Genomic DNA, 13,237 nt, shown 5'->3' with positions numbered 1-13,237 from the left:
GCCATCGCCCGGCCGAGCCGGTTCATGACGCCGAGACGCGGAACAATAGTCAGCATGCAATGACTATACAGTTATCGGTGAATTCAGGTCGCACCTCTTCGGTCACGCGACGGCAGCGGTGTCGATCCGATCACCGTCGACGTCCTGCCACGTCCACAAACGATGGCGGTGGAAGTGGCCGCGGGCGGAGTCGGGTCACGTGTCATCGAGGTCCGCTGTCGCGGCGGCGCGGCTCTTCTACTCAGGTGATGTCGATGAACACCGGTGCTGAACCTCCGATGTCGACACCGGCGATCACGGTGTTGAAGCCTGACCAACCGCCATGTACGGCGCGTCCACCGCCGATGTAGATGCCGATGTGCGCGCGACCCACCCGCCGTCTGCGTAGTAGATGACGTCGCCGGGCGAAGCAGCTGACATCGGGATCGTCGGACCGAGATTGAACAGCGAGCTCATTCCCGAGTACGGCAGTCCCGCGGCCCGATTGCGCGGCGCACCATGGCGACGCAGTCCTGGGAGACGCCGACCTGCGCGATTGCGGCATCCGCGATGACGCTGCCGGTGGCTCCGGCTGCAGTCACGGGCTCCGCCTGCGTGGCGCTCGGAGCTCCGGCACCGTTGCCTGCGGTACGGTCGCGGCCGCCTGTCCTGCCCGTTCCTGTCGCTCCAGCGCTTCCTCGCGTTCTAGCGTTTCCTCGCGTTCCAGCGCTGCTTCCAGTTCTGCCCGGATCTGGGAAAGCTCTTCGGCGGTCGTGGCCTGGACATCGAGGCGGTCGTCGCTGAGGCCGTTGTCGCCGGCGGTCACGACGCCCGACACCGCCTGTGCGTCGATAACCATGTTCGGGAGCGGCTGCCCGGAGCCGGGGTCGGCGGCGAGGGCCGGCGCCGCGAGAGGTGTTGCGAGGCAGCGGCGATGGCGATCACGCCGACGCGGCGTACGCCCAGACCGATGGAGGCTCGGGTCATGCGCGGCCCGTTGCGCGAGTCGGTGGAATTGGTGTTGTGGATCGGGCTTGGCACAGGCAGTTTCTCCGTAGGTTCGGGTGCCAGCGCACAGAAGTCGACGTTACCAATCCGTTACCTACCTGTCACCTTCCGCGCAGAGTTGGCGGCGTGCCGCATGCGATAGCTTGCTCGCACCATTCATAGGAGCGACCAGTACGCTCCAAGTGATGCTCACCCGTACTCCATGGCTGGCGCTGCCGAGCGCGCTGATCGATCCCAGCGTGGGTCCAAGCTCTCGACACAGAGCTTCCCTGGCCGCAGCAGCCGCTCCACGGTCCGTGGTCTCTTGATCCCGGCGGTCACGGTGAGTGCGCTGGTGCTCACCGGCTGCGGCAGCGCAGCAGGTGTCGACGGCCAGGGCGGCGATGCCGGCTACATCGCGGGCGACGGTATCGTCACGGAGATCGCGCCGGAAGCGCGCGCCGCTCCCGGATCGTTCACCGGCCCCTTGGCCACCGGCGGCGAGTTCGACTCCGCAACGCTCGACGGGGTCGCGCTCGTCAACTTCTGGTACGCCGCCTGCCCGCCCTGCCGCGTCGAGGCGCCCGTGCTCGCGGACCTGCACGCCGAGTATGGTGACCGAGTCGACTTCATCGGGATCAACGTGCGCGATGGCGCCGCCCAGGCGCTGGCCTTCGAGGAGGAGTTCGGCATCGAATACCCTTCGGTGCTCGACGACCAATCCGCTCAGGGCCAGCTTGCGTTCGCAGGCATCGTCGCCCCCAACGCGGTGCCATCGACGATCATCCTCGACGCCGAGGGTCGTGTCGCTGCGCGCGTCTCCGGTGCCGTCACGGACACCAGCATTCTCGCGACCCTGCTGCAGGAGGAACTGGAGCGATGAGCCGGCTGCTCGTGCTGAGCGGTGCCCTGGACCCAGGCGGGGCCGTGCTCAGCGGGCAACTGCTGCTCTCCGTCCCGATCGCGCTGCTTGCGGGCATCGTCTCCTTCGCGAGTCCCTGCATCCTGCCGCTGGTCCCGGGTTATCTGGGCCTGATGGGATCGCTGGTCGGGGAGGAGGGCGGCCGTGCCAGGCTCATCACCGGCGTGGCGCTCTTCGTCGGCGGCTTGACCGCCGTGTTTCGTGCTCGGCACCGCCCTCGTCGGCACCATCAGCTCGTTCCTGCTCGTTTGGTCCGCGGTGCTCGTGCGCGTTCTCGGCGTGCTGCTGATCCTGCTGGGGATGGTGTTCGTCGGGCAGTTCCGGGTCCTCCAACGCGTATGGAAGCCGCCGCAACTGAAGGGCGGCGGAATGTGGACAGCGCCAATTGTGGGGATCATCTTCGCGCTCGGCTGGACCCCGTGCTCGGGCCCGACCCTAGCCGCCATCAGCGCTCTCACCGTCACCACCGTAGCGCCTGGCAAGGCGCCCTCCTCGGCTTCGCCTACGCCCTGGGGCTGGGCATACCGTTCCTGCTGCTCGCGATGGGGCTTGGCTGGATGGGCTCGGCGATGGCGTGGATGCGACGGCACATCCGGGCAATCAACATCGGCGGAGGTGTCACTCTGATGATCATCGGCCTACTGATGGTGACCGGTGTCTGGGACGCGATCATGAACGAGATGCAGGGGTGGATCCCCTCGTATGTCACGATCATCTAGCCGCGATCACGCGGCCGCCACCGACCCGCTGCGCCCGGTCGACCACGTCGATGAGCCAGAGCGCGACGAGCTCGCCTTCGGTAGCGGGCCGAAGCTCGGCGTCCTCGGCTGGCTGCGGTTCATGTGGCGGCAGCTCACCTCGATGCGCACCGCGATCGTGCTGCTGCTGCTGCTCGCCGTGGCAGCGATTCCTGGCAGCCTCGTGCCGCAGCGCTCGAGCGACCCGAACGGCGTCATCCAGGTGCGCGCCGACAACCCCGAGCTCGTCTGGTTCTACGACGCGCTCTCGTTGCACGACGTCTACTCGAGCCCGTGGTTCTCGGCCATCTACATCCTGCTGTTCACCTCCTTGGTCGGCTGCGTCATCCCGCGCCTCATGCACCACTGGAAGGCCATGCGCGCGCTGCCGCCGCGCACGCCCGCCCGCCTGTCTCGCCTCGTCGGCTTCCAGACCGTGGCGGGCGACGCATCCGACCTCGACCGTGCGGATGGGGTGCTCAAGAAGCTCGGGTACCGCACGACGCGCTACGGCGACTCGGTCTCTGCCGAGCGCGGCTACCTGCGCGAGACGGGCAACCTGCTGTTCCACATCGCGATGCTCGCGCTGATCCTGGTGGTGGGGCTCGGCTCGGGCTTCGGCTACAACGGCCAGCGGCTGCTGGTGGAGGGGCGCGGGTTCGCGAACACGCTCTCGAGCTACGACACGTTCACGGAAGGGCAGTGGTTCGACGACGCGACCCTGCCGCCGTTCGCGGTGCAGCTCGATGACCTCGATGTCGTCTACGAGACGAGGAATCCGAACGCCGTGGGCGCGCCGCTCGATTTCACGGCACACGTGTCGGTCACTGAGGGCGGGGAGGCGCGCGACGCGCAGATCAAGGTGAACGAGCCGCTGGACGTCGCGGGCGCTGACCTCTACCTGATCTCCAACGGCTATGCACCGCGCATCTCGGTGCGCGATGCCGAGGGTGAGCTCGTCTACGACGAGTACACCCCATTCCTGGCGCAGGACGACCTGATGACGAGCCTGGGCGTGATGAAGTTGCCGGACGGCCTGGAGGAGCAGCTGGGGCTGCGTGGCTTCTTCTACCCGACCGCCGTGGAGCTCGACACCGGTGCGCTCGCGTCCGCGTACCCAGACATCGCCAACCCCGTGCTGTCGCTGCAGGCGTTTACGGGCGACCTTGGGCTCGACGCGGGCATCCCGCGCTCGGTGTACGCGCTGGAGACCGACGAGATGACGCAGATCGCGGGTGGGGAGTCGGGCACCGATGCGCTGACGATCGCGCCGGGGCAGACGGTGGGGTGGACATCCCCGGTGGGCTCGGCACGATCACGTTCGAGGATGTGCGGCGCTACGGCGTGATTGAAGTGCACGTCGACCACACGCAGACGCCGGTGCTCTGGATTACGGTGGTGCTGTTCCTCTCCATGCTGGGTTCGCTGCTCATCCCGCGCCGCCGCATGTGGGTGAAGGCTGCGGAAGGGCGGCTCGAGCTCGCTGGGCTCGCGCGCGGCGAGGACCCGACGCTCGAGCGGGCGGTCGAAGACCTCGCAAGACGCATTGGGGGCGACGCTGTCGCCGGTGTTGGCCGGAGGATCGACTAACTGTACGAATTGACCGGTGGGCGGGCGGGCATCGCCAAAGGTTCCCGGACGACCGCTGTGCACCGGGTCAAGCGCGAAAGTGCCGCGGTCTCGGGGGCCTCTTGAAGCCTTGGAGTCGGAGACTGTTGCGAACCACCAGCGCCGAGGAGACATCGGCCGCAATGCTCGGATTGAGGAGACGAAGAGGCCTCGAGCTCGGATTGGACGTAGTCCGGCAGCGTCGAGCGATGGGCACGGGGTCAGCACGACTGCTGACGCACTGGCGCGCCGCTCGAGCGCAGGCTTGGCGGCAGTGCGGTGGCGATCGCTCCCGAGCTGGGCTGTTCAGCTCTGCCGGTCCGCGTCGCTGCCCTGGGCCCGCTGCTGCAGCCGCCGCAGGTACTCGTTGTATGCCTCCGCGTCTTCATCGGCGCGGCGCTGGTCCCGCCCGGCTTGCCTCGTGTCTTGGCGTCGCCATCGTGCGAGCGTCACGATCAGCATCGCGAGCAGCGGCAACTCTCCGAACGTCCATGCCAGAATCCCGGCAATCCCCTGGTCGCGAACCGGGTCGACCTCCCACGCTTCCGGAGCAGCGGCGGCGAAGTAGGGGACGACCGGCGTCGCCGAGAACAGCATCACGAGCCCGAACGCGGCATGAACCTGCATCTCGAGAAACACATCGAACATCCGGCTCGGATACGAGGTCCGGCGCGGGAGCGGATCCGAAGACACCAGCGGCGCGGTGATCAGGATCCCCACGATGAGGAACACGACTTCAAGAAGGATGTGGCCGAACCAGAATCGCAGCACCACATCCGCGACGCCACCGAAGTAGAGTCCGAAAAAGGACAGCAGCATCAACGGGATGACGAGCGCCGGATGCAGCGCGAATCGAGCCGCTCTCGAACGCAATCCACACAGCGCGACTCGGAGCACGGTGTTGCCCAGGCCACGATGCGGTGTGGCGCGCAGGAGCAGGGTTCCCGGGGATCCGAGAACGAGCAACGGGGCGATCACCACCATCAAGGCGAGCTGCTGGAACATGAATATGGAGAACATCAGCCGGCCATAGGCGTCGACGCCTGCGCCCGTGACCACCGCCACCAGCAGGCAGGCGAGCAGGAAGCAGGCGGTGCGCAGCCACGGCCAACGATGTCCGTGCCGTAGCAATCGCACGACCCCCGCCACGTAAACGATGGCGAGCAGAATGGAGATCGTCGGCAACACAAGCGCGGACGAAGAGACCGGGAGCAGGAACTGGTCGAAGCTCGGGGGCGTCAGACCGACGGCGTCGGCGGCGCTCATCGCCGAAGGTCGCGATCTGCTGCGACGGCCCGGCGATCACACGCAGTTCGATGCCGGTGCTGAGTGCATCGTGGGTGGCTCACGACACCCACCACAACTGCGACATGGTCCACTCCTGGTTCGCTGGCCGCGTGTTGCCGCAGCACTGTCCCGGTGCGCCTTCACGAGCGCACCGAGCGCGCGCTGCTGTCCATCCGCGGCTGATCTCACGCAGCTGGCAGCAGGTCTGCGCGCTTCTGGGCCCAGCGTAGTCGGCTCAGGCAAGCCGTCGCCGCGAGGCATCCATCTGACGACCGCGCACTCTCCTGACGAGAGGCAGCGAACTCCGATAGCTGGGGGACTGGACGGCACCAGATTGCGCCGAGAGCCGCTCTCGCTGGGTCTCAAGTCGCGGCTGCGGTCGTGGCGGCTGGTCCGGCGTGACCGCCATCGTCCGTCCCAAGCAGGATTGGAGACGCTCCACGATGCGTCGCTGCAAGTGTTGGGGTTCATGGGGCCCTCAACACGGAAGGGTACAATCGACCCGTGCCCGTAGCTGATCTCGACTCCTACTCGCTGCTGCTCGTCTACTCAGCGATGGCGGTGTACACGCTCGCGTTCATCGCCTACGCGATCGACGTCGCGCGCCGCTCGGCGACAAAGATCGTGCCCGCCGAAGCGCGCATGCCCGTCGGCGCTGGCGCGCCAACGTCCGCGGCCGAGCCGACGGTGGCCGGCACCCCGGCGCGGCAGCCGGGCGCGGCGCCCGCATCGGTTTCACGCTGACCGTGCTCGCATGGGCGCTCCACCTGGGCGCGACACTGCTGCGCGGGCTGGCTGCCGGACGGGTGCCGTGGGCGAACATGTACGAGTTCGCCCTCACCGGCGTCGCCGTCATCGTCGGCGTGTTCGTGCTGTCGCGGCTGTGGAAAGACCTGAACTTCCTAGGGGTGTTCTTCACCGGGCTTGCGACCGTGTTTCCTGGGCGTTGCGACGGTCAACTACTACGTAGCGCCCACACCGCTACCGCCCGCCCTGCAGACGTACTGGCTCGTCATTCACGTCTTCGTCGCGACGCTCGCGACCGGCTTCATGGGCCTCGGCACGGGCCTGAGCATCCTGCAGCTCATCAAGGAGAAGCGCGACAACGGCTTCCTGCGGTCGCTGCCGAGCCCGGTGCAGCTCGAGGATCTCGCCTACCGGGTCGGCGTGATCGGGTTCATCTTCTGGACCTTCACGCTCATCGCGGGCGCGATCTGGGCGGAGCACGCCTGGGGCCGCTACTGGGGCTGGGACACGAAGGAGGTGTGGACCTTCGTGATCTGGGTCGTGTACGCGGGCTACATCCACGCGCGTGCGACGCGCGGCTGGCGCGGCTCTCGTTCGGCGTGGCTGCAGATCATCGGCTTCGCAGCGATCATCTTCAACTTCACGATCGTCAACCAATTCTTCACCGGCCTGCACGCGTATAGCGGGCTTTGACGGTCAGCAATCACCTCCACCGCGAGCTGATCTGTGTCGTGTCCTGGGGGCCAGCGTGGCCAGGCAGGGAGCGGTAGGCAGCTTCGACTAGGCGTTGCAGGCTTTGGCCGATTTCCGCGTCTTCGTCGGCGTGGCGCCGAGGCGTGCTGAGGGACGCGAGCAGCGTCCATGCGCTGTCGATGAGCGACGGCACGCGGCGGCAAGGTAGAGTCGAGGAAGCACAACGTGGTACTCGACCCGTTCGCTTGCTTCTCGATCTATCGCTGCAGCCCGCGAGCTCGTCGTCATCAGCGCTATGGCGCTGCTGGTCGTATCGGCCCTGGGTAGGGGAACGGCTCGCCGGTCGCACGCGAAGACGCGAAATCGGCCAAGCCTGCAACGCCTAGTCGAAGCTGCCTACCGCTCCCTGCCTGGCCACGCTGGCCCCCAGGACACGACACAGATCAGCTCGCGTGGAGGTGATTGCTGACCGTCAAAGCCCGCTATACGCGTGCAGGCCGGTGAAGAATTGGTTGACGATCGTGAAGTTGAAGATGATCGCTGCGAAGCCGATGATCTGCAGCCACGCCGAACGAGAGCCGCGCCAGCCGCGCGTCGCACGCGCGTGGATGTAGCCCGCGTACACGACCCAGATCACGAAGGTCCACACCTCCTTCGTGTCCCAGCCCCAGTAGCGGCCCCAGGCGTGCTCCGCCCAGATCGCGCCCGCGATGAGCGTGAAGGTCCAGAAGATGAACCCGATCACGCCGACCCGGTAGGCGAGATCCTCGAGCTGCACCGGGCTCGGCAGCGACCGCAGGAAGCCGTTGTCGCGCTTCTCCTTGATGAGCTGCAGGATGCTCAGGCCCGTGCCGAGGCCCATGAAGCCGGTCGCGAGCGTCGCGACGAAGACGTGAATGACGAGCCAGTACGTCTGCAGGGCGGGCGGTAGCGGTGTGGGCGCTACGTAGTAGTTGACCGTCGCAACGCCCAGGAACACGGTCGCAAGCCCGGTGAAGAACACCCCTAGGAAGTTCAGGTCTTTCCACAGCCGCGACAGCACGAACACGCCGACGATGACGGCGACGCCGGTGAGGGCGAACTCGTACATGTTCGCCCACGGCACCCGTCCGGCAGCCAGCCCGCGCAGCAGTGTCGCGCCCAGGTGGAGCGCCCATGCGAGCACGGTCAGCGTGAAACCGATGCGGGCGCCGCGCCCGGCTGCCGCGCCCGGGGTGCCGGCCACCGTCGGCTCGGCCGCGGACGTTGGCGCGCCAGCGCCGACGGGCATGCGCGCTTCGGCGGGCACGATCTTTGTCGCCGAGCGGCGCGCGACGTCGATCGCGTAGGCGATGAACGCGAGCGTGTACACCGCCATCGCTGAGTAGACGAGCAGCAGCGAGTAGGAGTCGAGATCAGCTACGGGCACGGGTCGATTGTACCCTTCCGTGTTGAGGGCCCCATGAACCCCAACACTTGCAGCGACGCATCGTGGAGCGTCTCCAATCCTGCTTGGGACGGACGATGGCGGTCACGCCGGACCAGCCGCCACGACCGCAGCCGCGACTTGAGACCCAGCGAGAGCGGCTCTCGGCGCAATCTGGTGCCGTCCAGTCCCCCAGCTATCGGAGTTCGCTGCCTCTCGTCAGGAGAGTGCGCGGTCGTCAGATGGATGCCTCGCGGCGACGGCTTGCCTGAGCCGACTACGCTGGGCCCAGAAGCGCGCAGACCTGCTGCCAGCTGCGTGAGATCAGCCGCGGATGGACAGCAGCGCGCGCTCGGTGCGCTCGTGAAGGCGCACCGGGACAGTGCTGCGGCAACACGCGGCCAGCGAACCAGGAGTGGACCATGTCGCAGTTGTGGTGGGTGTCGTGAGCCACCCACGATGCACTCAGCACCGGCATCGAACTGCGTGTGATCGCCGGGCCGTCGCAGCAGATCGCGACCTTCGGCGATGAGCGCCGCCGACGCCGTCGGTCTGACGCCCCCGAGCTTCGACCAGTTCCTGCTCCCGGTCTCTTCGTCCGCGCTTGTGTTGCCGACGATCTCCATTCTGCTCGCCATCGTTTACGTGGCGGGGGTCGTGCGATTGCTACGGCACGGACATCGTTGGCCGTGGCTGCGCACCGCCTGCTTCCTGCTCGCCTGCCTGCTGGTGGCGGTGGTCACGGGCGCAGGCGTCGACGCCTATGGCCGGCTGATGTTCTCCATATTCATGTTCCAGCAGCTCGCCTTGATGGTGGTGATCGCCCCGTTGCTCGTTCTCGGATCCCCGGGAACCCTGCTCCTGCGCGCCACACCGCATCGTGGCCTGGGCAACACCGTGCTCCGAGTCGCGCTGTGTGGATTGCGTTCGAGAGCGGCTCGATTCGCGCTGCATCCGGCGCTCGTCATCCCGTTGATGCTGCTGTCCTTTTTCGGACTCTACTTCGGTGGCGTCGCGGATGTGGTGCTGCGATTCTGGTTCGGCCACATCCTTCTTGAAGTCGTGTTCCTCATCGTGGGGATCCTGATCACCGCGCCGCTGGTGTCTTCGGATCCGCTCCCGCGCCGGACCTCGTATCCGAGCCGGATGTTCGATGTGTTTCTCGAGATGCAGGTTCATGCCGCGTTCGGGCTCGTGATGCTGTTCTCGGCGACGCCGGTCGTCCCCTACTTCGCCGCCGCTGCTCCGGAAGCGTGGGAGGTCGACCCGGTTCGCGACCAGGGGATTGCCGGGATTCTGGCATGGACGTTCGGAGAGTTGCCGCTGCTCGCGATGCTGATCGTGACGCTCGCACGATGGCGACGCCAAGACACGAGGCAAGCCGGGCGGGACCAGCGCCGCGCCGATGAAGACGCGGAGGCATACAACGAGTACCTGCGGCGGCTGCAGCAGCGGGCCCAGGGCAGCGACGCGGACCGGCAGAGCTGAACAGCCCAGCTCGGGAGCGATCGCCACCGCACTGCCGCCAAGCCTGCGCTCGAGCGGCGCGCCAGTGCGTCAGCAGTCGTGCTGACCCCGTGCCCATCGCTCGACGCTGCCGGACTACGTCCAATCCGAGCTCGAGGCCTCTTCGTCTCCTCAATCCGAGCATTGCGGCCGATGTCTCCTCGGCGCTGGTGGTTCGCAACAGTCTCCGACTCCAAGGCTTCAAGAGGCCCCGAGACCGCGGCACTTTCGCGCTTGACCCGGTGCACAGCGGTCGTCCGGGAACCTTTGGCGATGCCCGCCCGCCCACGGTCAATTCGTACAGTTAGTCGATCCTCCGGCCAACACCGGCGACAGCGTCGCCCCAATGCGTCTTGCGAGGTCTTCGACCGCCCGCTCGAGCGTCGGGTCCTCGCGCGCGCGAGCCCAGCGAGCTCGAGCCGCCCTTCCGCAGCCTTCACCCACATGCGGCGGCGCGGGATGAGCAGCGAACCCAGCATGGAGAGGAACAGCACCACCGTAATCCAGAGCACCGGCGTCTGCGTGTGGTCGACGTGCACTTCAATCACGCCGTAGCGCCGCACATCCTCGAACGTGATCGTGCCGAGCCCACCGGGGATGTCCACCGTCTGCCCCGGCGCGATCGTCAGCGCATCGGTGCCCGACTCCCCACCCGCGATCTGCGTCATCTCGTCGGTCTCCAGCGCGTACACCGAGCGCGGGATGCCCGCGTCGAGCCCAAGGTCGCCCGTAAAACGCCTGCAGCGACAGCACGGGGTTGGCGATGTCTGGTACGCGGACGCGAGCGCACCGGTGTCGAGCTCCACGGCGGTCGGGTAGAAGAAGCCACGCAGCCCCAGCTGCTCCTCCAGGCCGTCCGGCAACTTCATCACGCCCAGCTCGTCATCAGGTCGTCCTGCGCCAGGAATGGGGTGTACTCGTCGTAGACGAGCTCACCCTCGGCATCGCGCACCGAGATGCGCGGTGCATAGCCGTTGGAGATCAGGTAGAGGTCAGCGCCCGCGACGTCCACGGCTCGTTCACCTTGATCTGCGCGTCGCGCGCCTCCCCGCCCTCAGTGACCGACACGTGTGCCGTGAAATCGAGCGGCGCGCCCACGGCGTTCGGATTCCTCGTCTCGTAGACGACATCGAGGTCATCGAGCTGCACCGCGAACGGCGGCAGGGTCGCGTCGTCGAACCACTGCCCTTCCGTGAACGTGTCGTAGCTCGAGAGCGTGTTCGCGAACCCGCGCCCTCCACCAGCAGCCGCTGGCCGTTGTAGCCGAAGCCCGAGCCGAGCCCCACCACCAGGATCAGCGCGAGCATCGCGATGTGGAACAGCAGGTTGCCCGTCTCGCGCAGGTAGCCGCGCTCGGCAGAGACCGAGTCGCCGTAGCGCGTCGTGCGGTACCCGAGCTTCTTGAGCACCCCATCCGCACGGTCGAGGTCGGATGCGTCGCCCGCCACGGTCTGGAAGCCGACGAGGCGAGACAGGCGGGCGGGCGTGCGCGGCGGCAGCGCGCGCATGGCCTTCCAGTGGTGCATGAGGCGCGGGATGACGCAGCCGACCAAGGAGGTGAACAGCAGGATGTAGATGGCCGAGAACCACGGGCTCGAGTAGACGTCGTGCAACGAGAGCGCGTCGTAGAACCAGACGAGCTCGGGTTGTCGGCGCGCACCTGGATGACGCCGTTCGGGTCGCTCGAGCGCTGCGGCACGAGGCTGCCAGGAATCGCTGCCACGGCGAGCAGCAGCAGCAGCACGATCGCGGTGCGCATCGAGGTGAGCTGCCGCCACATGAACCGCAGCCAGCCGAGGACGCCGAGCTTCGGCCCGCTACCGAAGGCGAGCTCGTCGCGCTCTGGCTCATCGACGTGGTCGACCGGGCGCAGCGGGTCGGTGGCGGCCGCGTGATCGCGGCTAGATGATCGTGACATACGAGGGGATCCACCCCTGCATCTCGTTCATGATCGCGTCCCAGACACCGGTCACCATCAGTAGGCCGATGATCATCAGAGTGACACCTCCGCCGATGTTGATTGCCCGGATGTGCCGTCGCATCCACGCCATCGCCGAGCCCATCCAGCCAAGCCCCATCGCGAGCAGCAGGAACGGTATGCCCAGCCCCAGGGCGTAGGCGAAGCCGAGGAGGGCGCCTTGCCAGGCGCTACCGGTGGTGACGGTGAGAGCGCTGATGGCGGCTAGGGTCGGGCCCGAGCACGGGGTCCAGCCGAGCGCGAAGATGATCCCCACAATTGGCGCTGTCCACATTCCGCCGCCCTTCAGTTGCGGCGGCTTCCATACGCGTTGGAGGACCCGGAACTGCCCGACGAACACCATCCCCAGCAGGATCAGCAGCACGCCGAGAACGCGCACGAGCACCGCGGACCAAACGAGCAGGAACGAGCTGATGGTGCCGACGAGGGCGGTGCCGAGCACGAACACGGCGGTCAAGCCGCCGACGAAGAGCGCCACGCCGGTGATGAGCCTGGCACGGCCGCCCTCCTCCCCGACCAGCGATCCCATCAGGCCCAGATAACCCGGGACCAGCGGCAGGATGCAGGGACTCGCGAAGGAGACGATGCCCGCAAGCAGCGCGATCGGGACGGAGAGCAGCAGTTGCCCGCTGAGCACGGCCCCGCCTGGGTCCAGGGCACCGCTCAGCACGAGCAGCCGGCTCATCGCTCCAGTTCCTCCTGCAGCAGGGTCGCGAGAATGCTGGTGTCCGTGACGGCACCGGAGACGCGCGCAGCGACACGACCCTCGGCGTCGAGGATGATCGTCGATGGCACCGCGTTGGGGGCGACGATGCCTGCGAACGCAAGCTGGCCCTGAGCGGATTGGTCGTCGAGCACCGAAGGGTATTCGATGCCGAACTCCTCCTCGAAGGCCAGCGCCTGGGCGGCGCCATCGCGCACGTTGATCCCGATGAAGTCGACTCGGTCACCATACTCGGCGTGCAGGTCCGCGAGCACGGGCGCCTCGACGCGGCAGGGCGGGCAGGCGGCGTACCAGAAGTTGACGAGCGCGACCCCGTCGAGCGTTGCGGAGTCGAACTCGCCGCCGGTGGCCAAGGGGCCGGTGAACGATCCGGGAGCGGCGCGCGCTTCCGGCGCGATCTCCGTGACGATACCGTCGCCCGCGATGTAGCCGGCATCGCCGCCCTGGCCGTCGACACCTGCTGCGCTGCCGCAGCCGGTGAGCACCAGCGCACTCACCGTGACCGCCGGGATCAAGAGACCACGGACCGTGGAGCGGCTGCTGCGGCCAGGGAAGCTCTGTGTCGAGAGCTTGGACCCACGCTGGGATCGATCAGCGCGCTCGGCAGCGCCAGCCATGGAGTACCGGGTGAGCATCACTTGGAGCGTACTGGTCGCTCCTATGA

Annotated in this window: 12 protein-coding genes and 3 pseudogenes; 6 read left to right on the top strand and 9 right to left on the bottom strand. The window is 67.3% G+C overall.

The window, feature by feature from the left end; all coding sequences use genetic code 11:
• Positions 1 to 241: 241 nt before the first annotated feature.
• Together BLT67_RS13825 and BLT67_RS13295 are read right to left on the bottom strand one after the other, a co-directional pair.
• Positions 242 to 373, bottom strand: a complete 132-nt coding sequence (locus tag BLT67_RS13825; protein WP_269456971.1) for a hypothetical protein — start codon at positions 371 to 373, stop codon at positions 242 to 244.
• Between the two features lie 204 nt (positions 374 to 577).
• Positions 578 to 838: a hypothetical protein gene (locus tag BLT67_RS13295; protein WP_092667425.1), complete on the bottom strand. Its 261-nt coding sequence runs from the start codon at positions 836 to 838 to the stop codon at positions 578 to 580.
• 351 nt (positions 839 to 1,189) lie between these two features.
• On the opposite strand from BLT67_RS13295, the gene BLT67_RS13290 reads away from it, so the two are divergent.
• From BLT67_RS13290 to BLT67_RS13820, 4 genes are read left to right on the top strand one after another with little or no spacing between them, the layout of a single operon-like run.
• Positions 1,190 to 1,849, top strand: coding sequence for a TlpA family protein disulfide reductase (locus tag BLT67_RS13290; protein WP_092667424.1), 660 nt, complete (start codon positions 1,190 to 1,192; stop codon positions 1,847 to 1,849).
• The gene (locus tag BLT67_RS13880; RefSeq protein WP_456236378.1) at positions 1,846 to 2,607 is read left to right on the top strand and encodes a cytochrome c biogenesis CcdA family protein; all 762 of its coding nucleotides are present in this window, start codon (positions 1,846 to 1,848) and stop codon (positions 2,605 to 2,607) included. Before BLT67_RS13290 ends, BLT67_RS13880 begins: the two co-directional genes overlap by 4 nt.
• Positions 2,591 to 3,973 (top strand): cytochrome c biogenesis protein ResB, encoded by a 1,383-nt coding sequence (gene resB, locus BLT67_RS13280; RefSeq protein ID WP_269456970.1) that lies wholly within the window; start codon positions 2,591 to 2,593, stop codon positions 3,971 to 3,973. Before BLT67_RS13880 ends, resB begins: the two co-directional genes overlap by 17 nt.
• Positions 3,913 to 4,215 carry a cytochrome c biogenesis protein ResB gene (locus BLT67_RS13820; RefSeq protein WP_269456969.1) on the top strand — a complete coding sequence of 101 codons (303 nt, stop codon included), beginning with the start codon at positions 3,913 to 3,915 and terminating at the stop codon, positions 4,213 to 4,215. Before resB ends, BLT67_RS13820 begins: the two co-directional genes overlap by 61 nt.
• Before the next feature lie 324 nt (positions 4,216 to 4,539).
• Here the strand turns inward: BLT67_RS13820 and BLT67_RS13275 are convergent, their stop codons facing one another.
• On the bottom strand, positions 4,540 to 5,499 hold the full coding sequence (locus tag BLT67_RS13275) for a cytochrome c oxidase assembly protein (protein WP_092664506.1): 960 nt from the start codon (positions 5,497 to 5,499) through the stop codon (positions 4,540 to 4,542).
• 576 nt (positions 5,500 to 6,075) lie between these two features.
• On the opposite strand from BLT67_RS13275, the pseudogene ccsB (BLT67_RS13270) reads away from it, so the two are divergent.
• Positions 6,076 to 6,960: pseudogene (gene ccsB, locus BLT67_RS13270) on the top strand (c-type cytochrome biogenesis protein CcsB).
• Between the two features lie 472 nt (positions 6,961 to 7,432).
• Here ccsB (BLT67_RS13270) and ccsB (BLT67_RS13265) read toward each other — a convergent pair.
• Positions 7,433 to 8,317 (bottom strand): c-type cytochrome biogenesis protein CcsB, encoded by an 885-nt coding sequence (ccsB, locus tag BLT67_RS13265; protein ID WP_051223145.1) that lies wholly within the window; start codon positions 8,315 to 8,317, stop codon positions 7,433 to 7,435.
• 576 nt (positions 8,318 to 8,893) lie between these two features.
• On the opposite strand from ccsB (BLT67_RS13265), the gene BLT67_RS13260 reads away from it, so the two are divergent.
• Positions 8,894 to 9,853, top strand: coding sequence for a cytochrome c oxidase assembly protein (locus tag BLT67_RS13260; protein ID WP_092664506.1), 960 nt, complete (start codon positions 8,894 to 8,896; stop codon positions 9,851 to 9,853).
• Between the two features lie 461 nt (positions 9,854 to 10,314).
• On the opposite strand, the pseudogene BLT67_RS13785 reads toward BLT67_RS13260, so the two are convergent.
• The 5 genes and pseudogenes from BLT67_RS13785 to BLT67_RS13245 form a co-directional block, all read right to left on the bottom strand.
• Positions 10,315 to 10,740, bottom strand: a pseudogene (locus BLT67_RS13785) (cytochrome c biogenesis protein ResB); the annotation flags it as partial.
• The gene (locus tag BLT67_RS13780) at positions 10,740 to 10,883 is read right to left on the bottom strand and encodes a cytochrome c biogenesis protein ResB (protein WP_231945517.1); all 144 of its coding nucleotides are present in this window, start codon (positions 10,881 to 10,883) and stop codon (positions 10,740 to 10,742) included. The pseudogene BLT67_RS13785 and the gene BLT67_RS13780, both read right to left, overlap by 1 nt.
• A pseudogene (locus tag BLT67_RS13775) lies at positions 10,853 to 11,630 on the bottom strand (cytochrome c biogenesis protein ResB). Before BLT67_RS13775 ends, BLT67_RS13780 begins: the two are co-directional and overlap by 31 nt.
• A 142-nt stretch (positions 11,631 to 11,772) precedes the next feature.
• On the bottom strand, positions 11,773 to 12,534 hold the full coding sequence (locus BLT67_RS13250) for a cytochrome c biogenesis CcdA family protein (RefSeq protein WP_092664499.1): 762 nt from the start codon (positions 12,532 to 12,534) through the stop codon (positions 11,773 to 11,775).
• Positions 12,531 to 13,208 (bottom strand): TlpA family protein disulfide reductase, encoded by a 678-nt coding sequence (locus BLT67_RS13245; protein ID WP_231945516.1) that lies wholly within the window; start codon positions 13,206 to 13,208, stop codon positions 12,531 to 12,533. The genes BLT67_RS13250 and BLT67_RS13245 overlap by 4 nt, the downstream gene beginning before the upstream one ends.
• Between the last annotated feature and the right edge of the window lie 29 nt (positions 13,209 to 13,237).

Origin of the sequence: Agrococcus carbonis (assembly GCF_900104705.1) — a bacterium.
GTDB lineage: Bacteria > Actinomycetota > Actinomycetes > Actinomycetales > Microbacteriaceae > Agrococcus > Agrococcus carbonis.
Note: the sequence above shows the minus strand (reverse complement) of the source record. Positions and strands in the feature narration are given on the sequence as shown.

Excerpts from the sequence above, each read along its gene's own strand:
- BLT67_RS13290 (WP_092667424.1), top strand. The coding sequence starts at position 1,190 with ATGGCTGGCGCTGCCGAGCGCGCTGATCGATCCCAGCGTGGGTCCAAG.
- BLT67_RS13295 (WP_092667425.1), bottom strand. The coding sequence starts at position 838 with ATGGTTATCGACGCACAGGCGGTGTCGGGCGTCGTGACCGCCGGCGAC.
- resB (WP_269456970.1), top strand. The coding sequence starts at position 2,591 with ATGTCACGATCATCTAGCCGCGATCACGCGGCCGCCACCGACCCGCTG.
- BLT67_RS13275 (WP_092664506.1), bottom strand. The coding sequence starts at position 5,499 with ATGAGCGCCGCCGACGCCGTCGGTCTGACGCCCCCGAGCTTCGACCAG.
- BLT67_RS13260 (WP_092664506.1), top strand. The coding sequence starts at position 8,894 with ATGAGCGCCGCCGACGCCGTCGGTCTGACGCCCCCGAGCTTCGACCAG.
- BLT67_RS13250 (WP_092664499.1), bottom strand. The coding sequence starts at position 12,534 with ATGAGCCGGCTGCTCGTGCTGAGCGGTGCCCTGGACCCAGGCGGGGCC.
- ccsB (WP_051223145.1), bottom strand. The coding sequence starts at position 8,317 with ATGGCGGTGTACACGCTCGCGTTCATCGCCTACGCGATCGACGTCGCG.
- BLT67_RS13245 (WP_231945516.1), bottom strand. The coding sequence starts at position 13,208 with ATGCTCACCCGGTACTCCATGGCTGGCGCTGCCGAGCGCGCTGATCGA.
- BLT67_RS13880 (WP_456236378.1), top strand. The coding sequence starts at position 1,846 with ATGAGCCGGCTGCTCGTGCTGAGCGGTGCCCTGGACCCAGGCGGGGCC.